This window comes from Streptomyces sp. NPDC052496 (assembly GCF_040679095.1).
Taxonomy (GTDB): domain Bacteria; phylum Actinomycetota; class Actinomycetes; order Streptomycetales; family Streptomycetaceae; genus Streptomyces.
The window spans coordinates 147,719-167,258 of the sequence record NZ_JBFAUH010000013.1 but is presented as its reverse complement, the minus strand read 5'-3'; the positions used below and the strand labels follow the sequence as shown (position 1 = coordinate 167,258).

Sequence of the window (19,540 nt, the reverse complement as noted above, 5' to 3'; positions counted from 1 at the left end):
CTGCGGGCCGACCGGCGCGCGACGGACCGCCGGTGCCGGGAATTCCCCGCGCCGCCCGGCGTTGACCAAGGTCAGCAGAGGTACGGCGGACCGCGACGTACCCCCTTCCCGAGAGGGCGCAGCGATGATCGTAGTAACCGGTGCCACCGGCAACATCGGCCGCAGTCTGGTCGGACAGCTGCTCGCGGAGGGCGCCCCGGTACGGGCCCTGACCCGCGACCCCGACCGGGCCGCGCTGCCGGCCGGGGCCGAGACGGTACGGGCGGACCTCACCGACCCGGCCTCGCTCGGACCGGCCCTGCGCGACGCCGACGCCCTCTTCCTCAACCTGGCGGCGGGCGGCGGAGACGCGGCCCGTACGGTCGTCGAGGCGGCGGCGCGGGCCGGCGTCCGGCGCATCGTCCTCAACTCCTCCATAGCGGTCACCGGCGGCCCGGAGGACGAGGGCAACTTCCTCGCCCGGATGCACGGCGCCGTGGAGGAGGCCGTACGCGCCTCCGGCCTGGAATGGACCTTCGTACGCGGCGGCGCGTACGCCGCCAACGCGCTCCAATGGGCCGAGGAGATCCGGGAGAGCGGCGTGGTCCGCGACCCGCACCCGGGCGCCGCCACCTCGCCCGTCCACGAGGACGACCTCGCCGCCGTCGCCGCGGCGGCCCTCCTGGACGGTACGGGTGCCCACGCCGGCCAGGTGTACGTGGTCACCGGACCGGCGTCCCTCACCAGGGAGGAGCAGGTCGCCGCCATCGGGCGGGTGACCGGACGCCCGACGCGGGTGGAGACGGTCTCCGAGGAGGCGGCCGCCGAGGAGCGCGCGACGCCGGGGATGCCGAAGGAGACTCTGCTCCAGCTCTTCCGCCTGTTCGCCACGGCCGTCGGCACGACGGCGCCGGTCACGGACACGGTGCAGCGGGTCACCGGCCGCCCGGCCCGCTCCTTCGAGCAGTGGGCCGAGGACCACGCGGCTGACTTCCGCTGACCGGACAGGCGTTGGAGCGCGCGGCACCTCAGGCGGTGCGGGGCGTGTCGAGGAAGGCGCGCAGGGACGACGTCAGGTTCTCGACGAACGTGTCGCGGGTGGCGTCGTCCAGGAGGTCCAGCGACAGATACGGATTGAGGTCCTCCAGTTCGACGAGGAGGAGGCGGCCGTCCGGAGCGCGGCAGGCGTCCACGCGCTGGATGCCGTGGCCGACGGTGTTCCAGGCGACGAACGACCGGGCGAACTCCAGGTCGGCCTCGTCGGGCCGGTAACGCTCCAGGTGCCACCGCCGGCCGGGGCGCGGCGCGTACAAGGCGTACTGGAAGGTGTGGTCGATGAAGTAGAAGGAGACCTCGTAGGCGAAGTCGATGCGCGGCTGGACCAGCACGTCGCCGTACCGCAGGTCCGCGAGCCGGTCGCGCGGGACGAACTCCAGGCCGATCGAGTCGGCGCCGAGCTTCGGCTTGACCACGTACTCGGCGGCGTCCGGAAGGCGCCCCAGGTCAGCGGCGGCGTCGACGGTCGGGATGACCGGGAGACCCGCGGCGGTCAGGTCCAGCAGGTACTGCTTGCCGGCCATGTCGGCCTGGCCCGTGAGCTCGTTGTAGACGCGCGCGCCGGTCGCCAGCGCACGGGCGCGGAAGGCGGCGTGCTGTTCCTGGTGGTTCAGGACGGGGCCGCTGTTGCGGATCACCGTCAGGTCGAAGGCGTCCATCAGGGCCGCTGCTTCCAGCGGGTGGCACAGGGCCAGGTCGAAGTCCGCGCGCAGCCGGGACGAGAGGAAGATGTCCTCGTCGCAGTACCGTCGGCCCTTCGCCTGGTAGGCCAGGTCGGTCACGAACAGGAGGCGGGGCCGGGTGGATGACATGGGCGGCTCTGCGCTTTCTTGAGAAGAATCGATTCTCCGCAACGCTAACCGGCCTGCCGGCCCCGCTCTGACCAGCTCTTTCGGTGCGTGCGGGAGGGCGCGGAGGGCGCGGAGACGGGCGAGTCGGGGGCGTTGTCAGTGGGGGGTGCCAGACTGCGTCCATGACTCAGAACGCTGTGAAGGGCCCGGCCAGTTACTTCCCCTCGATCGAGAAGAAGTACGGGCGGTCCATAGCCGAGTGGCAGGGCCTCATCCGTGCTTCTTCGCTGACCAGGCGCATGGAGCTGGTCGGCTGGCTCAAGGCCGAGCACGGGATGGGACACGGCCACGCCAACGCTCTGGTGGCGCACACCCTCGTGGAGGCCGGCGGCAAGTGACCCGCGTCGACGGGGGGGCGGTCAGGGCGTGCGGGCGGTGAGGCGCGGGCGGCGGGCCTGGGCCAGGGCGGTGCGCAGGCCTTCGGCCGGTACGGGGAGGCCGGGGACGTCGGGCAGCCGGTCGTAGGGGGCGTCCGGGTCGGCGGCGTACAGGCGGGTGCAGGCGGTCGTGCCCGGTTCGAAGCGCCAACTGGCGGCGAGCGGGCCCGCGTCCACCGTGTCGTAGCCGAGCCGGTCGACGAGTTCCGCGGCCAGGGCTTTCGCGGCCGGATCGTCACCGGCGACCGGCAGCGCGGAGCGGTCCGGAGCGCCGGTGGGGCGGGCCAGCTGGGGGAGGTGGTGCGCCAGGATCGTGCTGAACGCCTTGACCAGGTGCGCGCCGGGCAGGTGCCGGCCGACCAGTTCGGCGGTGGTCAGCTCGGCGCGGTCGAGCGGGGTGATCCGGCCGTCGCGCTCCGGGTGGTAGTGGGTGGTGTCCAGCACGGTCCGGCCCCGCAGGGCGGCCGCGGGCAGGGCGGGTACGGCCGTCAGCGGTACGGCCGTCACGACGAGGTCACCGGCCAGCGCTGCCTCCTCGGCGGTGCCGGCGGCGGCCGCCGGGCCCAGCTCTCCGACGAGCCGCACGAGGGTGTGCGGGCCGCGGGAGTTGGCCACCACCACCGGGATGCCGGCGGCCACCGCCAGCCGGGCGACCGCCGTGCCGATGTGCCCGCTCCCGATGATCCCCAGAGTCGGCATTGCCTCAACCTCGCTGCTGTAGTGGCGGATCGGCGGTCCGGCCGACCACGTCTGCCCGCAGCCGTGCCCCGCGTTCCCGGCCGGACTGCCGCCACCCTAGCTCATGTTCACCTCGGGGTGAACATGCTGTGCCGGTCCGGGCCCCGCGTCAGAAGTCGACCCGCGCACGGTCGTCGACGCGGGCCACCGACTCCTGGCCGAACCGCTTCAGGTAGGCGGCCCGGATCTGTTCGATCTTCGGGTCGGCGGGGCCGGCCTCGGAGGTGGGGTACAGGAGCGTCAACTCGTACGAGCGCTCTCGTTCGATCGTGCCGTGCGAGTCGCGGTACTGCCCGTAACCGTCCTGGACGGTGAGCCCGTCGGGGAAGCGCGGGGTGACGACCGCGTCCACGAAGGCCCGGAACTCCTTGTCGGTGACCGGCGCGCCACCGTCGGGACGTGCGGTGCCGAACAGCAGGCTCGTCTCGATGTAGGGCCGCCCCTCGTCGGCCTTCCGAGAGGCGGCGGCTCGTTGCGGAGCGGCGGCCTTCCCGGACGCGGCGGGGTGCGTGGCGGTGGCGGCCGGCCCGGACTCCTCGGTGAACGCGGCGTACGCGGTGGGCGCTCCCGCGCCCAGGAGCGCGGCGCTCAGGGTGAGCGCCGCCAGGCGCAGGCGGGAGCGCCGGAGGAGGCGGGAGCCGGGGGAACCGGAGCGCGTGCGGGGCTGCGTCATGGGTGTGCCTTCCGTCGGAAGAGCGGTGGACGGGGGGAAGGTAGCGAGCCGGAGCGGTTCGCGCGCTCTGTCCCCGGCCGGTTCCGGACATCCCTTCGGCACCCTCGCGGCCCGGCGGGAGCCTCCCGCCGGGCCGCTGTCGTACGGCGTACGCGCGCTACTTCACGACCGTGATCCGGTCCGCCTTCGGCGGCGCGAGGGGCGCGGAGGCCGAGGAGTGCGCCGTCAGGTACGCGGTGAGCGCGTCCAGGTCGGACGGTCCGACGTACTTGTCCTTGCCCTCCTTCAGGACGGTGAAGCCGTCACCGCCGCCGGCCAGGAACTCGTTCATGGCGACGCGGTAGCTCTTGGCGGGGTCGAGCGGCGCGCCGTCGAGCCGCACCGTGTCCGCGACCACGCGGCCGGCGCCGGACTTGGTCAGGTCCAGGGTGTACGTCAGCCCCTCGGACACCTGAAGGATCTTCGGCGACGCCTCGTTCGCGCCGCTGACCTGCTGCTGGAGTGCGGTCAGCAGCTGCGCGCCGGTGAGGGTCACGACGTTGGTCATGTTGGTGAAGGGCTGCACGGTGAAGGCTTCGCCGTAGGTGACGACGCCGTCCCCCTCACTCCCGGACGCCTTGTGCGCCAGGTCGGCCCGCACCCCGCCGGGGTTCATCAGGGCGAGCTGCGCGCCGCCCTTGCCGTCGGCCTTGGTGGCCTCCAGCTGCGCGTCGGCTATCAGGTCGCCGAGCGGCGATTCCGGGGTCGCCGCCCCGCGGCCCGGGATGTCGGCGGAGATGTACCCGACGGGCTTGTTCGCGACCGGTGCGGCCAGCTTGTTCCAGCGCTGGATGAGCGCGGTCATGTCGGCCGCTTTGGGCTGTGTGCGGTTGACGACGTGGTTGCGCGCGGTGGCCGACTTCACCGACGTACGGACGATGTCCTTGGTGCGGCGGTCGTAGGTGAGCGTGGTGTCCGTGTAGAGCTTGCCGAACGAGGCCGCCGAGGTGACGGTGCGCGGCATCCCGGACGGGTCCGGGACCGTGCACGCGTACGCCTGGTGGGTGTGGCCGGTGACCAGCGCGTCCACCTTCGGCGTGACCTTCTTGGCGATCTCCGCGATCGGCCCGGAGAGGCCGGAGCCGGGGCCGGGGCTGTCGCAGTCGTAGTTGTACGCCGTGGAGGCGGGCAGGCCGCCCTCGTGGATCAGCGCGACGATCGACTTCACGCCCTGCCGGTCCAGCTCCTTGGCGTACTTGTCGATGGTCTCGGCCTCGTCGTGGAACTTCAGGCCCTTGACGCCGTTGGCGCTGACCACGTCGGGCGTGCCCTCCAGCGTCACGCCGATGAAGCCGATCTTGACGCCCTTGTGCTTCCAGACCGTGTACGGCTTGAGGACCGGGCGGCCGGTCTTCTCGTCGGTGACGTTCGCGGCGAGGTACGGGAAGTCGGCGCCCTTGAAGCGCTTGCCCTTCTCGTAGCAGCCCTCGGTGGGGTGGCAGCCGCCCTTCTGGAGGCGGGTCAGCTCGGCGCGGCCCTCGTCGAACTCGTGGTTGCCGACGGAGGTGACGTCCAGGCCGAGCTTGTTCATGGCCTCGATCGTCGGCTCGTCGTGGAAGAGCCCGGACAGCAGCGGGCTGGCGCCCACCATGTCGCCGGCCGCCGCGGTGACCGAGTACGGGTGGCCCTTGCGCGCCGTACGCAGCGAGTTGGCCAGGTACTCGACGCCGCCCGCCTCGATCTTCTTCCGGCTGCCGTCGGCCTGCTGCTCCTCGACGGTGCCGGCGGAGCCCTGTGGGGACTCCAGGTTGCCGTGGAAGTCGTTGAAGGAGAGCAGCTGCACGTCGACGGTGCGGGAGGCGTGGCCCCCGCCGTGGCCGTGCCCGTGGCGGGCGTGGGCGGCGGGGCCGGCGGTGGCGGCGGTCTCGGCGCCGGCCGGTGCCGCGGCCGTGATGCCGACGGCGGCGGCGAGCACCGCTGCTCCGGCCGTCAGTCGGCGCGTCGCGCGCCGCCGCTGCGGTCTCGGTGACATGAGGAGGGTCTCCCTTGTGTGCTGGTGTCCGAGCGGACGCAGCCTACGGTCAACGCGCGTAGCGGAACAGGGGGTGACAGGTGGCGGACCGGTGTGCATCGGGTGTACCGGCCCCCGGGCCGTACGCTTCGGAGCATGACTGACGCAGCACAGGACAAGAGCCGGACGGGCCGGCGGATCGAGGCCGCCGACGAGCTGACGCCGGACACGGCCGCCGCCGTCCTCGCACTGATCGAGCAGGCCGCGGCGACGGACGGGCAGGCCGCCGTGTCCGAGCAGGGGCGGCTCCAGCTGCGCGGCGGGCGGCGCGAGGGCGTACGGCACCTGCTGCTGTACGTACCGGGCGGGCCGGACGACGAGGCCGGGGTGCTCGCCGGGTACGCCCAGCTGGAGGACACCGACCCCGTGGAGGCACCCGCCGCCGAACTGGTGGTGCACCCGTCGCACCGGGGCCACGGCCACGGCCGCGCGCTGGGCACCGGGCTGCTGGACCAGTCCGGGCGCCGCCTGCGGGTGTGGGCGCACGGCGGCCACTCCGCGGCCCGCCACCTCGCCCAGACCCTCGGCATGACGCTCTTCCGTGAACTGCGGCAGATGCGCCGCCCGCTGACCGGCCTGGACCTGGCGGAACCGATTCTTCCGGACGGGGTGTCCGTCCGGACCTTCCAGCCGGGCACCGACGACGCGGCCTGGCTGGAGGCGAACGCGGCGGCCTTCGCCCACCACCCCGAGCAGGGCTCGCTGACCCAGCGCGACCTGGACGACCGCAAGGCCGAGCCGTGGTTCGACCCCAAGGGCTTCTTCCTCGCGGAGCGCGCCGGCCGGCTGATCGGCTTCCACTGGACCAAGGTCCACGCCGCGGAGGGCCTGGGCGAGGTGTACGTGGTCGGCGTCCGGCCGGACGCGCAGGGCGGCGGCCTCGGCAAGGCGCTCACCGCGATCGGGCTGCGGCACCTGGCGGGCCAGGGCGTGCCGACCGCGATGCTCTACGTCGACGCGGACAACGTGCCCGCCGTGACCGTCTACGAGCGGCTCGGTTTCACCACGCACGAGACGGACCTGATGTACCGCACGGAGACGTGAGCGCGCGGGCGCCTGCCCGGGGGCGTGCGCGGGACCGGCTCGCGCCAGCTGACGGAGCCCGGCGTCTCGCGCCGGTTGACAGAACCCGGCGTCTCGCCCCAGGTGACAGAACCCGGCGTACAGGCCGCCTCGTTCCGCCGTACAGCGAACACAACCGATCACGGTCCGCCGCACAGTGATCCATCAGCGCCGCCGTCCCGCACTTCGGGCCGGCGGCGCCGTGCGTCCCGCTACCCTCCCGCCTGAGTGCCCGCACGCGCGTGCCCGGGTGCGGTCCGGGGCACGGCCAACACGGCGGCAGACGTAGGAGAGTTCCTTGCCCTTCCATGCCGAAGAGCACACCCGCATCGTGCCGGTGGAGCGCCTGCGGCCGGGGGACCACGCCTTCGCGAGCTACGCGGACGAGGAGTCGTGCTGGTCCACGATCGGCTCGTTCGCGCAGACCGGCATCGCCCGCGGCGAGCGGGTGCTGCTCTTCGCGGACCCCGCGCTGCCCGACGCCACCGTGCTGGAGCACCTGGAGGCGTACGGCCCGCCGGTCGGACCGTCCCTGGAGCGCGGCCAGCTGAAGCTGCTGACCATGGACCGGATGTGGCGGCCGGCGGCCATTTCGGTGGAACGGCAGATGGCGGGGTTGCGGCGGGAGGTCGAGGAGGCGCTGGAGCAGGGGTACCCGACGGTCCGCAGCGCCATCGACATGGCCTGGGTGGCGTCCTTCGGCGCCGACATCGAACGGGTCCTGTGGCGGGAGAGCGAGGGCTGCCACCACCTGTTCGCCGACGCGCACTACACCGAGATCTGTACGTACGACGAGTCCCGGTTCAGCGGCGACGTACTGGACCGGGCGGCGGTCGGCCACCCCACGGCCCTGCTGAAACGCCCCGGCGCGCTGCTGGCCCTCCCGGCCGCGGAGTCCGGGCCCGGCACGTTCGGGCTGCGGCTGGTCGGCGAGGCCGACCTGTCCACCCGTGAACCGTTCAACGACGCGCTGCGCCGCATCACCGAAGCCGGCGCGCCGCGCGTCGTCCTGGACCTCACCGAGCTGACCTTCCTCGACGTCTACTGCGCGCGGGCCGTGCTGCGGCTGGCCGCCGAGGACGGCAGACGCGTCGTCATCCGGTGCGACGGCATACACGCCCACACGTTCTCGCTTCTGGGGGCGCTCGACATCCCGCAGCTGACCGTGGAAGGCGAGTGACGCATGGGACCGACGACTCAGGGTTCCCCCGCCGGGCGCCCGGAGCGGCCGCCGGGGCCGGCTGCGGACCTCCCCGCGGACCACTGCCTGGAGACCGATTTCGGCCCGGCCGACCTGCCGCGCCTGCGGGTGGCGCTCGGCGCGTACGCGACCCGCCTGGGCCTGGCCGGCCGCCGCCGCAACGCCCTGCTGCTGTCCGCCAACGAACTGGCCGACAACGCGATCCGGCACGCGGGGGGCGGCGGACTGCTGCGGCTGTACCGGAGGGGTGCGCTGGTGTGCTGCCGCGTCTCCGACAGCGGTCCGGGATTCGACCTGTCCGTCATCCCCGACCGGCCGCCCGAGCTGGGCAGTACGACGGGCTGGGGGCTGTGGACCGTACGGCAGCTGACGGACGGGCTGGAGATCGCCCCGGGCAGCGGCCCGCGGCCCCGGGGCGCCGTCGTCACCTGCTCCGTACGGCTGGTGTACCCGGCCTGCTGACCCGGCGCCCCGGAGACCGGCCGGCCCGGCCCCGCCCGGCGGGCGGCCGCGGCACCGGGTTGACAGGCGCGACACCCGTGGCCGACCCTTCCACTACTTCATTAGTGGAACTGACGTGGCCGGAGACGGTGGAGGGACAGGAGAGCGTGCTGCGCCGCAGGAGCGACCCCGCCGGCCGGATCGCGGGGCACACCGCAGTCGAGGCGGTCGGCCTCGGCCTGCGGATCCGCCGCGGCTGGGCCCTGCGGAACTGCACCTTCCGCCTGCCGGCCGGCCGCCTGTGCGCCCTCGTCGGGCCCAACGGCGCCGGCAAGAGCACCCTGTTCTCGCTGGCCTCCGGGCTGCGCCGGCCGACCGAGGGCAGCGTCACGGTCTTCGGCGTCGACCCCACCACCCCACAGGGCCGCGCCCACGTCGCCTTCCTCACCCAGGACAAGCCGCTGTACCCGCGGCTGACCGTCGCCGAGACCCTGCGCATGGGCTACGAGCTCAACCGGGCCCGGTGGAGCCGCGAGACGGCGGAGCGGATCGTACGGGAGGGCGGCGTCCCCCTCGACGCGCGCGTCGGCGCGCTGTCGTCCGGGCAGCGCACCCGCGTCGCGCTGGCCCTGGTGTTCGCCAAGCGGCCCGAACTGATGCTGCTCGACGAGCCACTGGCCGACCTCGACCCCCTCGTACGCCACGAGATCACCGGCCTGCTGATGACCCAGGCCGCCGAGCACGGCACCACCGTCGTGCTGTCCTCGCACGTCCTCGCCGAACTCGACGGCGTCTGCGACTACCTGCTGGTCCTCGCGGACGGCCGGGTACGGGTGGCCGGCGAGGCCGACGACGTGCTCGGCGCCCACACGGTCCTGACCGGCCCGTACCCGGGCGCCACCGGGGGAGCGGACGGGCTGCCGCCGGAGATCGCCGCGCACACGGTGATCGAATCGCGCGTCACCGGACGGCAGCTCACCGCCCTCGTACGGCGGCAGGGCCCGGTCACCGGGCCGTGGCAGGCCGGCGACCCGACCCTCGAAGAGCTGCTGCTCTCCTACCTGCGGGCGCCCGAGGCGCCCGAGCTGATCGCGCCGAGCGCCGAGCCCCGCGCGGCGGGCCCGCGCCGCGGCGGCCCGCACGCCCGCCCCGCCGAAGGGAACCGCAGCAGGTGAGCGCCGGTACGACGCGAGGCGCCGACCGGCACACCGTACGGGTCTGGCGCAGCCCGCTGCGCGGCGCGGCCTGGCTGGTCTGGCGTCAGCACCGCTGGACGGTCCGGCTGTTCGCGGTGCTCGTGGCCGTCTGCGCGGCCGGTGCGGTGGTGCTGCGCCTGCGGATGGCCGGGTTCATCGACAGCCACCACATCGCGGGCTGCTCGGAGATCTCCCGGCTGCCGGCCTGCGCGGGCACCCAGGACGCGGTGGCCGCCTTCCGCGCCAGGTACACGGCTCCGGTCAATCTGATCACCACGGCCATGGCGCTGCTGCCCGCCGCGGCCGGCATGTTCCTGGGCGCCCCGCTGATCGCCCGCGAGCTGGAGCACGGCACGGCCAGGCTGGCCTGGACGCAGTCGGTGAGCCGGGCGCGCTGGCTGGCCGCGAAGTGCGCGGTGCCGGCCGCGATCGTGCTGGTGGCGTCGTCGGCCCTGGCCGCGCTGGTCACGTGGTGCCTGCGGCCCGCTCTCGACGAGGTCTCCGGCGTCTACTGGTACACGCAGCGGGCCTTCGACGCGCTCGGGCCGGTCCCGGTCGCGCACTGCCTGGCGGCGTTCGTGACGGGCGTACTGACCGGTCTGGTGGTACGGCGCACGCTGCCCGCGGTGGCGCTGACCGCCGTCCTCGTGGGCTTCCTGACGTACGGGTTCGCCACCGTGCGCCCGCACCTGGCGGAGACCGTGACCACGTGGTCCGCCTCGGGCGCCACCGACGCCTCCGAGCTGCCGGACGCCTCCTGGTACCAGGGCGGCGGCCTGCTGACCGCGTCCGGCGTCCGGCTGCCGGACGCGAGCTGCGCCGCCGGAGAGGGCTATGCGGCCTGCGGCGACGGGCACGAGGTGGTGGCCGCGTACCTCGACAGCCACCCGGTCACCCAGCACTGGCAGCTCGCCTGGACGGAATCCGCCCTGGCGGTGGGCGTGGCCGTGCTGCTGGCAGCAGCGCTGTTCCCGGTCGCCTCGCGGGTGCTGCGGCACCGCTGAGGGGCGGGCGGGGGCGCGGGTCAGGGGGGCGTACGCCGGAGCGGACACGCGCCCCCTCGTGCGCCCCGTGGGGCGCGCCCCCGGAAACGCAAGGCACGGGAATGTAAACACCGGGGAGTAGCGGCCCGCTTGCCTGTCCGCCACGTCCCCGTTACCGGCGATTCAATGTCGCTTGCGAGCATCGCTGAATGCAGCCCGCTGTCCCGAATGCCGCCGGTCGCCGCCTGCGCCCCGTACCGACTCCGTCCGACGGGCTGACAAAGCCCCCGGCGCGGAAGAATAAGGCCATGAACCAGCAGCCCAGCGCCCAGGACACGGACCGGACCGAGCCGACCACGTCCCGCACGGCGGCCCACCTGCCGCCGTCCGCGCAGCCGTCGGTGGGCTCCATAGCCGCACACCGCCCGCACGCGGTCGCCGTGCCGGTGCCCGAGCTGGAACCCGACCTCGACGCGGACCTGGACGACTACGAGGAGACCGGCGCGGCCGGCGCCGACGGCGCGGAGCTGCCCGCCGGCCGCTTCCTGGACCGCGAGCGCAGCTGGCTGGCGTTCAACGAGCGGGTCCTGGAACTGGCCGAGGACCCGGCCACCCCGCTGCTCGAACGGGCCAACTTCCTCGCGATCTTCGCCAGCAACCTCGACGAGTTCTTCATGGTGCGCGTCGCGGGCCTCAAACGGCGCATCGCCACCGGCGTCGCCACCCGCTCCGCCTCCGGCCTCCAGCCCCGCGAGGTGCTGGACCTCATCTGGACCCGCTCGCGCGAGCTGATGGCCCGGCACGCCGCCTGCTACCAGCAGGACGTCGCCCCCGAACTCGCCGACCAGGGCATCCACCTGATCCGCTGGCCCGAGCTGACCGAGAAGGAGCAGGCCCGCCTGTTCACCCTCTTCCGCCAGCAGATCTTCCCGGTCCTCACCCCGCTCGCCGTCGACCCGGCCCACCCGTTCCCGTACATCTCCGGCCTCTCCCTGAACCTGGCCGTCGTCGTACGCAACCCGGTCAGCGGCCACGACCACTTCGCCCGGGTCAAGGTCCCGCCGCTGCTCTCCCGCTTCCTGGAGGCCGCGCCGCAGCGCTACGTGCCCATCGAGGACGTGATCGCCGCCCACCTGGAGGAGCTGTTCCCCGGGATGGAGGTACGGGCGCACCACATGTTCCGGGTGACCCGCAACGAGGACCTGGAGGTCGAGGAGGACGACGCGGAGAACCTCCTCCAGGCGCTGGAGAAGGAGCTGATGCGCCGCCGCTTCGGGCCGCCGGTGCGCCTGGAGGTCGAGGAGTCCATCGACCCGGCCGTCCTGGACCTGCTCGTCCAGGAGCTGAAGGTCTCCGACTCCGAGGTCTACCCGCTGCCCGGCCCGCTGGACCTGACCGGCCTCTTCGGGATCGGCGCCCTGGACCGCCCGGAGCTGAAGTACCCCAAGTTCGTCGCGGGCACCCACCGCGACCTCGCCGAGGTCGAATCGGCGTCCGCGCCCGACATCTTCGCCGCGCTGCGCGCCCGTGACGTGCTGCTCCACCACCCGTACGACTCCTTCTCCACCTCCGTCCAGGCGTTCCTGGAGCAGGCCGCCGCGGACCCGGACGTACTCGCCATCAAGCAGACGCTGTACCGCACTTCAGGTGACTCGCCGATCGTCGACGCGCTGATAGACGCGGCGGAGTCCGGCAAGCAGGTGCTCGTCCTCGTGGAGATCAAGGCGCGCTTCGACGAACAGGCCAACATCAAGTGGGCGCGCAAACTGGAGGAGTCGGGCTGCCATGTGGTGTACGGGCTGGTCGGCCTCAAGACGCACTGCAAGCTGTCGCTCGTCGTCCGCCAGGAAGGCGAGATGCTGCGCCGCTACTCCCACGTGGGCACGGGCAACTACCACCCCAAGACGGCCCGGCTGTACGAGGACCTGGGGCTGCTGACCGCCGACCCGCAGGTCGGCGCTGACCTCTCCGACCTCTTCAACCGGCTCAGCGGCTACTCCCGCCGGGAGACCTACCGGCGGCTGCTGGTCGCGCCCAAGTCCCTGCGGGACGGCCTGGTCCAGCGCGTCCACAAGGAGATCGCGCACCACCGCGCCGGGCGGCCCGCCTACGTCCGCATCAAGGTCAACTCGATGGTCGACGAGGCCGTCATCGACGCGCTCTACCGCGCGTCCCAGGCCGGTGTACCGGTCGATGTGTGGGTACGCGGCATCTGTGCCCTGCGGCCCGGTGTCGAAGGGCTCAGCGAGAACATCCGGGTGCGCAGCGTGCTCGGCCGCTTCCTCGAACACTCCCGGGTGTTCGCCTTCGGCAACGGCGGCGAACCCGAGGTCTGGCTGGGCAGCGCCGACATGATGCACCGCAACCTGGACCGGCGGATCGAGGCGCTGGTACGGGTCACCGACCCGGCCCACCGCGCCGCCCTCAACCGGCTCCTGGAGACCGGCACGTCGGACTCCACCTCGTCCTGGCACCTGGGCCCGGACGGCAACTGGACCCGGCACGCGGCCGACGCGGACGGCGCGCCGCTGCGCAACGTACAGGAAATGCTCATTGACGCCCGGAGGCGCCGGCGTGGCCCAGCGACATGACTTCCCCCCGCTCCGCTACGAGCCGGCCGGGACCGGCGGCGCGCCGGCCGCGCTGGCCGACGGCCCGGCCCGGCCCGGAGCACCGGTACGCCCCGGCAGCCGCCCGCGCCCGTACGGAACCGACGGCTCCGCACTGGCCGGACGCACCGCCGGCGACGTCCTCGCCGGATACCTGCACCACCAGGCGACGGACTTCCTGCGCAGCCTGCGCTCCCACGGCGAGAGCGGCCCGGACGCGGACAGCACCCGCGAGTCCGCCCGCCACCTGCGCTCCGCCGCCCGGCGGATCGGCGGCGCGCTGCACACCTTCCGCCCGCTGACGGACGAGAAGTGGGCCGATCACCTGCGCGGCGAACTGGCCTGGCTGTCCGGCACACTGGCCCGCGAGCACGCCGGCACGGCGCGGCTGGACCGGCTGCTGGGCGCACTCCAGCGCCTCACGGCCCAGACCGGCGCCAGCGCCGCGTCCGCCGCCTCCCGGGACACACCGGACCCCGACGCGGCCGAAGCCCTCCTGTCCGCCGGAGCCGCGCGCGCCGGCGCCCTGCTGGAACGGCAGATCACCCTCGCCCGCACCCGCGCCCATTCCGCCGCCCTCCAGGCGCTCGGCTCCTCCCGCTTCCACGCCGTCGCCGACGCCGTGGCCGTACTCGCCTCGGAAGCACCCCTCGCCACCACGGCCGACCGGCCCGCCGCCGACGCGCTGCTCCCCCTGGCCGAACAGGCCCACCGGCGCCTCGCGGACGCCGTCGCGGCCCTGCCGCTGGCCCGCGCCGGCCAGGCGTACCACGCCGAAGCCCGCACCGCCGACTCGCGGCAGGACGGCCCCTGGCACCAGGTACGGCTGCTCGCCCGCCTCAGCCGGTACGCCCAGGAGGTGACCGACCCGGACGACACCGACCCGCGCCTCGCGGAAGCCGGCCGGGCCCTGGAACGCCACCGGGACGCCGCCGAAGCCGCTGCCGCTGCCGCCGCGGCGGCCCGCACCCCGCGCATCGCCCCCGCCACCGCGTACGCACTCGGCGTCCTGCACGCCGACCAGCGCCACGAAGTCGAAGCGGCCCGCTACGTGTTCGGCCGGGTGTGGCTCTCCGCGCCGGTGCCGGAGCCGGGGCCCGCGGTACGGAAAGGGTGAGGTGACGATGGCGGGACAGCGGTACGGGCAGGAGGACGCGGCGATGTCGGCACACCCGTACGGACGGAACGACACGGCGGCGCCGGGATCTCCGCACGGGCGGGAGGACACGGCGGCGCCGGGAGCCCCGCACGGAAGGGGTGACGCGGTGGCGCCGTCGTCCCGGAAACCGGTCAGGGCGGCGGGCTGCGTCCTGTGGCGCCGTTCCCCCACGGCCGGCGGCCTGGAGATCGCCCTCGTGCACCGCCCGAAGTACGACGACTGGTCGCACCCCAAGGGCAAACTCAAACGCGACGAGGACTGGCTGGCCGGCGCCCTCCGCGAGGTCGCCGAGGAGACCGGCATGCGGTGCGTCCCCGGCCCCCGGCTGCCCACCACCCACTACCTCGCCAACGGCCGCCCCAAAGAAGTCCGCTACTGGGCCGCCGAAGCCGTCGGCGGTTCCTTCGACCCCACCCTCGAAGTCGACCGCCTCCGGTGGCTCCCGCCGGACCAGGCCCGCCGGGTCCTGACCCAGGAGCGGGACAAGGAACTGGTGGACGCACTGCTGGGGGTGCTCCACGACGGGCCCGGAGCGCGGCCCGGGATGCGACCCGCCACACCCTCCTGACCTGGAGTTTTCATTACCTACTCAGCTCACTTGAGTCGGGGCTTGTCAACTTCCCTGCGCCGGGGTATACCAGAAGGCGAAGGGCATCGCACCCACTGCCTTCGGAAGGAGATGACCCGTGATGCTCATGCGTACCGACCCGTTCCGCGAGTTCGACCGTCTCACCCAGCAGGTGCTCGGGACGACGGCACGTCCGGCGGCGCTGCCGATGGACGCCTACCGGTCCGGGGACGAGTTCGTGATCCACTTCGACCTGCCGGGCGTCGACCCGGAGACCATCGACCTGGACGTCGAGCGCAATGTGCTGACCGTCCGCGCCGAGCGCACCTCCGCCGCCCCCGAGGGCGCCGAGATGATCGCGAGCGAGCGCACGACGGGCAAGTTCAGCAGGCAGCTCTTCCTCGGCGACACCCTGGACAGCGATCGGGTGGACGCGGCGTACGAGAACGGCGTCCTGACCCTGCGCATCCCGGTCGCGGAACGGGCCAAGCCGCGCAAGATCGAGATCGCGGGCGGGAGCTCGCGGAAGCAGATCTCCCACTGAGGCAGCGCCGCGGCGCCACCTCAGCGCGGCGCCGCGGCGACACCACCGGCCAGGACCGGCAGCCCCGCCCGACGCACGACCGGACGCACGACAGCAGGCAGCGCCCCGGCCCCTCCAGCCCGCGCCGCATACTGGAGCGATGGGTGTGCATCCGGAATCCGAGATCAGAGCGTTCCTCAAGGCGCGCCGGGCCGCACTGGACCCCCGCGAACTCGGCCTGCCGAACGGCCTCGCCCGGCGCCGCGTGCGCGGCCTGCGGCGCGAGGAGGTCGCACAGCTGGCCGGCATCAGCGTCGATTACTACACCCGCATCGAACAGGGCCGCGCCAACGCCGTCTCCGAGCCGGTGCTGGACGCCATCGAACGCGCCCTGCGCCTGTCCGACGCCGAGGCCCGCTACCTGCGCAACCTCGCCGTACCACCGCGGCGCCCGACGACGCCGCCGCAGCCGGCCCGGCGCGTACGGCCCGAGATCCGGCACCTGCTGGACGCCCTCGGCGAGACCGTGCCCGCCATCATCCAGGGCCCCGGCATGGACGTCCTCGCCTGGAACCGCCTCGCCGCCCGCATCACCTTCGACTACGACGCCATCGAGCCCGAGCGGCGCAACTCCGCCCTCCTCGTCTTCCTCGACCCGGCCTCGCGCGCCCTCCACCCGGACTGGGCACTGATCGCGGAGAACATCGTCGGCAACCTGCGCGCCGAAGCCGGCCGGAGCCCCGAGAACCCCCGCGTCTGCGGCGTCATCTGCGAACTGCTGGACAAGAGCGCCGACTTCCGGCGTCTGTGGGCGGCCCAGTCCGTACAGGAACGGTGCAGCGGCACCCAGCGCGTACGCCACCCCGAGGCCGGCGAACTCGTGCTCAGCTACGAGACCTTCCGCCTGCCCCAGGAATCCGGGCAGGCGCTGTGCACGTACACGGCCCCCCGCGATTCACCTACGGCGGGGAAGCTGCGGGAGTTGGCGGGGGCGGTGGCCGCAGAGCCGGGACCGGTGGCTGTGGAAACGAGGCCGGTGGCCGGGGGCCTGGCCGGATAGGGCGCCTCACACCGGCGCGGCGCCTCGCCCCGGAACCGACCGGCTCGCAAGCGATCACCTCACACCGGCGCGACCGCCTCCCACCGCACCGTGACCTCCCCCTGCCGCCACCGTCGCGGCCCGTCGGCCAGCGGCCACGCCGTGCTCAGCGCGAGCACGCTGCGCATCCACCGCTGCCGCGCGCCCAGCGACGCGTACGGGGCGGCCGCCGCCCACGCCCGGTCGAAGTCGCGCAGGAAGGCGTGCACGGGCTGGCCCGGCACATTGCGGTGGATCAGCGCCTTCGGCAGCCGTTCCGCCAGGTCGGACGGGGTTTCGAGGGCACCGAGGCGGGCCGCGAAGGTCACCGTGCGCGGGCCCTCCGGGCCCAGCGCCACCCACACGTGCCGCCGCCCGATCTCGTCGCAGGTACCCTCCACCAGCAGCCCGTCCGGCGCCAGCCGCGCGCACAGCCGCTCCCACACGGCGGCCACCTCGTCCTCCGCGTACTGCCGCAGTACGTTCGCCGCCCGGATCAGCACCGGCGCCCGCCGCCCCGGCAGCGGCACCTCGAACCCGCCGTGGGCGAAGACCAGCCCCGGGCACGCGTACGGCGCCGCCGCGGCGACCCGCGCCGGGTCGATCTCGATGCCGACCACCTGGGCGTCGGCCCGTACCGTCCGCAGCCGGGCCAGCAGCTCCACGGCGGTCCAGGGCGCGGCGCCGTAACCGAGGTCGACGGCGACGGGGGCGGGGCCGCGGCGCAGCGCGGCGGCGTGGGTGGCGGCGATCCAGCGGTCCATGCGGCGCAGCCGGTTCGGGTTGGTGGTGCCGCGGGTCGCGTTCCCGAGGGGACGGGAGGGCGGGGGAGAGGCGGACGTGCTGCGGACCATGTCCTGACTTTATGCGCCCACCGGCCTCACCCGTCACAAGGTCACACTTTGGCAAAGTGGGACGAGAGCGGGCGCACAGGGAAATGGACGCGCCCCTGGCGTTGTTACGGGCTTCGGAGGCGCCGTACGCCCCGGCCAGGCCGTACCGGCTAGGAGGTAGCCCGCAGTGAGCCAATATGTGTCCAGGCTCCGCAGCCGTTCCCACGGTCCGTTCCCGGGCCGTTCCGGGCTGCGCCTGCCGGGCGCGGTCCGCCGCCCACGCCGGGTCGCCATGCTCAGCGTGCACACCTCCCCGCTGCACCAGCCGGGCACCGGCGACGCCGGCGGCATGAACGTCTACATCGTCGAGCTGGCCAGGAAGCTCGCCTCCCTCAACATCGAGGTCGAGATCTTCACCCGCGCCACGACCGGCACCCTGCCGCCCGCCGTCGAGCTGGCCCCCGGCGTCCTCGTACGGCACGTGGACGCGGGCCCGTACGAAGGCCTGGCCAAGGAGGAGCTGCCGGCCCAGCTCTGCGCCTTCACGCACGGCGTGATGCAGGCCTGGGCGGGCCACCGCCCCGGCTACTACGACCTGGTGCACTCCCACTACTGGCTCTCCGGTCACGTCGGCTGGCTCGCCGCCGAGCGCTGGGGCGTCCCGCTCGTGCACGCCATGCACACCATGGCCAAGGTCAAGAACGCCGCCCTGGCCGCGGGCGACACCCCCGAACCCGCCGCGCGCGTCATCGGCGAGACCCAGATCGTGCGCGCCGCCGACCGGCTGATCGCGAACACGGAGGAGGAAGCCGGGGAGCTGACGCGCCACTACGAGGCCGAGCCGGGCAAGGTCGCCGTCGTACACCCGGGCGTGAACCTGGACCGCTTCCGCCCCACCGCACCCGGCGCCCCCACGGGCCCCGCCCCCACCTCCGTCCAGTCCACCCCCACCACCGCCCAGGACACCTCCGCCTCGCGCGCCGCCGCCCGTGCCCGCCTCGGCCTGCCCCAGGACGCCCTGATCCCGCTCTTCGCCGGCCGCATCCAGCCGCTGAAGGCCCCCGACATCCTGCTGCGCGCCGTCGCCGTCCTGCTCGACGAGGATCCGTCCCTGCGGTCGCGGCTGGTCGTCCCGGTGGTCGGCGGACCCAGCGGCAGCGGCCTGGCCAAGCCCGAGGGGCTGCAGAAGCTGGCCGCCCGCCTCGGCATCGCCGACGTCGTCCGCTTCCGCCCGCCGGTCGGCCAGGAGCAGCTCGCCGACTGGTACCGCGCCGCGTCCGTACTGGTCATGCCGTCCTACAGCGAATCCTTCGGCCTGGTCGCCATCGAGGCCCAGGCGTGCGGCACCCCGGTGATCGCCGCCGCCGTCGGCGGCCTCCCGGTGGCCGTACGCGACGGCGTCAGCGGCTTCCTCATATCCGGCCACGACCCGGCGGACTACGCCCGCGCCCTCGGCCGCTTCGCCCGCGACACGTCGCTGGCCGGCCGGATGGGCGGCGCCGCCGCCCGGCACGCCCGGTCCTTCGGCTGGGACACCGCCGCCGCCGCGACCGCCGAGGTGTACACCGCCGCGATGCAGGAGCGGCGCCGTCACCTACGATCACCCCATGGCTGACGACACGGCACGACAGGTGATCGAGACGGCTCTCGACGACGCCGGCCTGACGTGGGAATCGCCCACCGACGGCACGTACGTGGTGACCCTGCCCGGCACCCGCAAGCTCTCCACGACCTGCTCCCTGATCGTCGGCAAGCACTCCCTGTCCATCAACGCCTTCGTCGTCCGCCGCCCGGACGAGAACCACGAAGCCGTGCACCGCTGGCTCCTGGAGCGCAACACCCGCCTGTACGGCGTCAGTTACGCGATCGACAAGCTCGGCGACATCTACCTCGTCGGCAAACTCCCGCTCGCGGCCGTCACCCCCGACGAACTCGACCGCATCCTCGGCACGGTCCTGGAGAACGCCGACGGCAGCTTCAACACCCTCCTGGAAATGGGCTTCGCCTCCGCCATCCGCAAGGAGTACGAGTGGCGGGTCGCCCGAGGCGAGTCGACGCGCAACCTGGAAGCGTTCAGCAACCTGACCCAGCGACCGTCGACGTAACCGCTCCACGGCAGCCTCCCCTCACCCCCTCCCCGCCCTTCCCTCGCCTCCCTCTCCT

General features: G+C 73.7%; 19 protein-coding genes. 14 read left to right on the top strand and 5 right to left on the bottom strand.

What is annotated here, in order from left to right; genetic code table 11:
- Positions 1–124: 124 nt before the first annotated feature.
- On the top strand, positions 125–979 hold the full coding sequence (locus AB0L45_RS18965) for an NAD(P)H-binding protein (protein WP_365841224.1): 855 nt from the start codon (positions 125–127) through the stop codon (positions 977–979).
- A gap of 28 nt (positions 980–1,007) precedes the next feature.
- Here the strand turns inward: AB0L45_RS18965 and AB0L45_RS18960 are convergent, their stop codons facing one another.
- Positions 1,008–1,847: a hypothetical protein gene (locus AB0L45_RS18960; RefSeq protein ID WP_365841222.1), complete on the bottom strand. Its 840-nt coding sequence runs from the start codon at positions 1,845–1,847 to the stop codon at positions 1,008–1,010.
- Positions 1,848–2,008: 161 nt separating this feature from the next.
- Here AB0L45_RS18960 and AB0L45_RS18955 point away from each other — a divergent pair, with 161 nt between their 5' ends.
- Positions 2,009–2,224: a DUF4287 domain-containing protein gene (locus tag AB0L45_RS18955; protein WP_365841220.1), complete on the top strand. Its 216-nt coding sequence runs from the start codon at positions 2,009–2,011 to the stop codon at positions 2,222–2,224.
- A 21-nt stretch (positions 2,225–2,245) separates the two neighbouring features.
- Here the strand turns inward: AB0L45_RS18955 and AB0L45_RS18950 are convergent, their stop codons facing one another.
- From AB0L45_RS18950 to AB0L45_RS18940, 3 genes are all read right to left on the bottom strand, one after another.
- Positions 2,246–2,962: an NAD(P)-binding domain-containing protein gene (locus AB0L45_RS18950; protein WP_365841218.1), complete on the bottom strand. Its 717-nt coding sequence runs from the start codon at positions 2,960–2,962 to the stop codon at positions 2,246–2,248.
- A 148-nt stretch (positions 2,963–3,110) separates the two neighbouring features.
- Positions 3,111–3,674: a DUF3574 domain-containing protein gene (locus AB0L45_RS18945; RefSeq protein ID WP_365841216.1), complete on the bottom strand. Its 564-nt coding sequence runs from the start codon at positions 3,672–3,674 to the stop codon at positions 3,111–3,113.
- A 157-nt stretch (positions 3,675–3,831) separates the two neighbouring features.
- Complete coding sequence (locus AB0L45_RS18940) at positions 3,832–5,685, bottom strand: bifunctional metallophosphatase/5'-nucleotidase (protein ID WP_365841214.1); 1,854 nt, start codon at positions 5,683–5,685, stop codon at positions 3,832–3,834.
- A 135-nt stretch (positions 5,686–5,820) separates the two neighbouring features.
- Here AB0L45_RS18940 and mshD point away from each other — a divergent pair, with 135 nt between their 5' ends.
- The 10 genes from mshD to AB0L45_RS18890 all read left to right on the top strand — a co-directional run bounded on the left by mshD (position 5,821) and on the right by AB0L45_RS18890 (position 16,526).
- A complete protein-coding gene (mshD, locus tag AB0L45_RS18935) occupies positions 5,821–6,768 on the top strand; it encodes a mycothiol synthase (RefSeq protein WP_365841212.1) in 948 nt (315 codons plus the stop codon).
- Between the two features lie 316 nt (positions 6,769–7,084).
- Positions 7,085–7,966 carry an MEDS domain-containing protein gene (locus AB0L45_RS18930; RefSeq protein ID WP_365841210.1) on the top strand — a complete coding sequence of 294 codons (882 nt, stop codon included), beginning with the start codon at positions 7,085–7,087 and terminating at the stop codon, positions 7,964–7,966.
- Between the two features lie 3 nt (positions 7,967–7,969).
- Positions 7,970–8,449 carry an ATP-binding protein gene (locus tag AB0L45_RS18925; protein WP_365841208.1) on the top strand — a complete coding sequence of 160 codons (480 nt, stop codon included), beginning with the start codon at positions 7,970–7,972 and terminating at the stop codon, positions 8,447–8,449.
- A 146-nt stretch (positions 8,450–8,595) separates the two neighbouring features.
- Positions 8,596–9,603: an ABC transporter ATP-binding protein gene (locus tag AB0L45_RS18920; RefSeq protein ID WP_365841379.1), complete on the top strand. Its 1,008-nt coding sequence runs from the start codon at positions 8,596–8,598 to the stop codon at positions 9,601–9,603.
- Positions 9,600–10,628, top strand: a complete 1,029-nt coding sequence (locus tag AB0L45_RS18915) for an ABC transporter permease (protein WP_365841206.1) — start codon at positions 9,600–9,602, stop codon at positions 10,626–10,628. Before AB0L45_RS18920 ends, AB0L45_RS18915 begins: the two co-directional genes overlap by 4 nt.
- 287 nt (positions 10,629–10,915) lie before the next feature.
- Positions 10,916–13,198 carry an RNA degradosome polyphosphate kinase gene (locus AB0L45_RS18910; RefSeq protein ID WP_365841204.1) on the top strand — a complete coding sequence of 761 codons (2,283 nt, stop codon included), beginning with the start codon at positions 10,916–10,918 and terminating at the stop codon, positions 13,196–13,198.
- 133 nt (positions 13,199–13,331) lie between these two features.
- Complete coding sequence (locus AB0L45_RS18905) at positions 13,332–14,333, top strand: CHAD domain-containing protein (RefSeq protein ID WP_365841377.1); 1,002 nt, start codon at positions 13,332–13,334, stop codon at positions 14,331–14,333.
- A 148-nt stretch (positions 14,334–14,481) separates the two neighbouring features.
- Complete coding sequence (locus AB0L45_RS18900; protein WP_365841375.1) at positions 14,482–14,943, top strand: NUDIX hydrolase; 462 nt, start codon at positions 14,482–14,484, stop codon at positions 14,941–14,943.
- 121 nt (positions 14,944–15,064) lie between these two features.
- On the top strand, positions 15,065–15,487 hold the full coding sequence (locus AB0L45_RS18895; RefSeq protein ID WP_365841373.1) for an Hsp20/alpha crystallin family protein: 423 nt from the start codon (positions 15,065–15,067) through the stop codon (positions 15,485–15,487).
- 139 nt (positions 15,488–15,626) lie between these two features.
- A complete protein-coding gene (locus AB0L45_RS18890; RefSeq protein ID WP_365841202.1) occupies positions 15,627–16,526 on the top strand; it encodes a helix-turn-helix transcriptional regulator in 900 nt (299 codons plus the stop codon).
- 59 nt (positions 16,527–16,585) lie between these two features.
- Here AB0L45_RS18890 and AB0L45_RS18885 read toward each other — a convergent pair whose 3' ends face one another.
- Positions 16,586–17,398, bottom strand: a complete 813-nt coding sequence (locus tag AB0L45_RS18885) for a class I SAM-dependent methyltransferase (RefSeq protein WP_365841200.1) — start codon at positions 17,396–17,398, stop codon at positions 16,586–16,588.
- 166 nt (positions 17,399–17,564) lie between these two features.
- Between AB0L45_RS18885 and AB0L45_RS18880 the strand changes: the two genes are divergently transcribed.
- The gene (locus AB0L45_RS18880; protein WP_365841198.1) at positions 17,565–18,992 is read left to right on the top strand and encodes a glycosyltransferase; all 1,428 of its coding nucleotides are present in this window, start codon (positions 17,565–17,567) and stop codon (positions 18,990–18,992) included.
- Positions 18,985–19,482 (top strand): YbjN domain-containing protein, encoded by a 498-nt coding sequence (locus AB0L45_RS18875; RefSeq protein ID WP_365841196.1) that lies wholly within the window; start codon positions 18,985–18,987, stop codon positions 19,480–19,482. Before AB0L45_RS18880 ends, AB0L45_RS18875 begins: the two co-directional genes overlap by 8 nt.
- The last annotated feature ends 58 nt before the right edge of the window (positions 19,483–19,540 follow it).

Bases quoted from the DNA above. Each gene is read 5' to 3' on its own strand.
- AB0L45_RS18925 (WP_365841208.1), top strand. From the start codon at position 7,970: ATGGGACCGACGACTCAGGGTTCCCCCGCCGGGCGCCCGGAGCGGCCG.
- AB0L45_RS18950 (WP_365841218.1), bottom strand. From the start codon at position 2,962: ATGCCGACTCTGGGGATCATCGGGAGCGGGCACATCGGCACGGCGGTC.
- AB0L45_RS18895 (WP_365841373.1), top strand. From the start codon at position 15,065: ATGCTCATGCGTACCGACCCGTTCCGCGAGTTCGACCGTCTCACCCAG.
- AB0L45_RS18955 (WP_365841220.1), top strand. From the start codon at position 2,009: ATGACTCAGAACGCTGTGAAGGGCCCGGCCAGTTACTTCCCCTCGATC.
- mshD (WP_365841212.1), top strand. From the start codon at position 5,821: ATGACTGACGCAGCACAGGACAAGAGCCGGACGGGCCGGCGGATCGAG.
- AB0L45_RS18960 (WP_365841222.1), bottom strand. From the start codon at position 1,847: ATGTCATCCACCCGGCCCCGCCTCCTGTTCGTGACCGACCTGGCCTAC.
- AB0L45_RS18945 (WP_365841216.1), bottom strand. From the start codon at position 3,674: ATGACGCAGCCCCGCACGCGCTCCGGTTCCCCCGGCTCCCGCCTCCTC.
- AB0L45_RS18875 (WP_365841196.1), top strand. From the start codon at position 18,985: ATGGCTGACGACACGGCACGACAGGTGATCGAGACGGCTCTCGACGAC.
- AB0L45_RS18965 (WP_365841224.1), top strand. From the start codon at position 125: ATGATCGTAGTAACCGGTGCCACCGGCAACATCGGCCGCAGTCTGGTC.
- AB0L45_RS18910 (WP_365841204.1), top strand. From the start codon at position 10,916: ATGAACCAGCAGCCCAGCGCCCAGGACACGGACCGGACCGAGCCGACC.
- AB0L45_RS18885 (WP_365841200.1), bottom strand. From the start codon at position 17,398: ATGGTCCGCAGCACGTCCGCCTCTCCCCCGCCCTCCCGTCCCCTCGGG.
- AB0L45_RS18940 (WP_365841214.1), bottom strand. From the start codon at position 5,685: ATGTCACCGAGACCGCAGCGGCGGCGCGCGACGCGCCGACTGACGGCC.
- AB0L45_RS18890 (WP_365841202.1), top strand. From the start codon at position 15,627: ATGGGTGTGCATCCGGAATCCGAGATCAGAGCGTTCCTCAAGGCGCGC.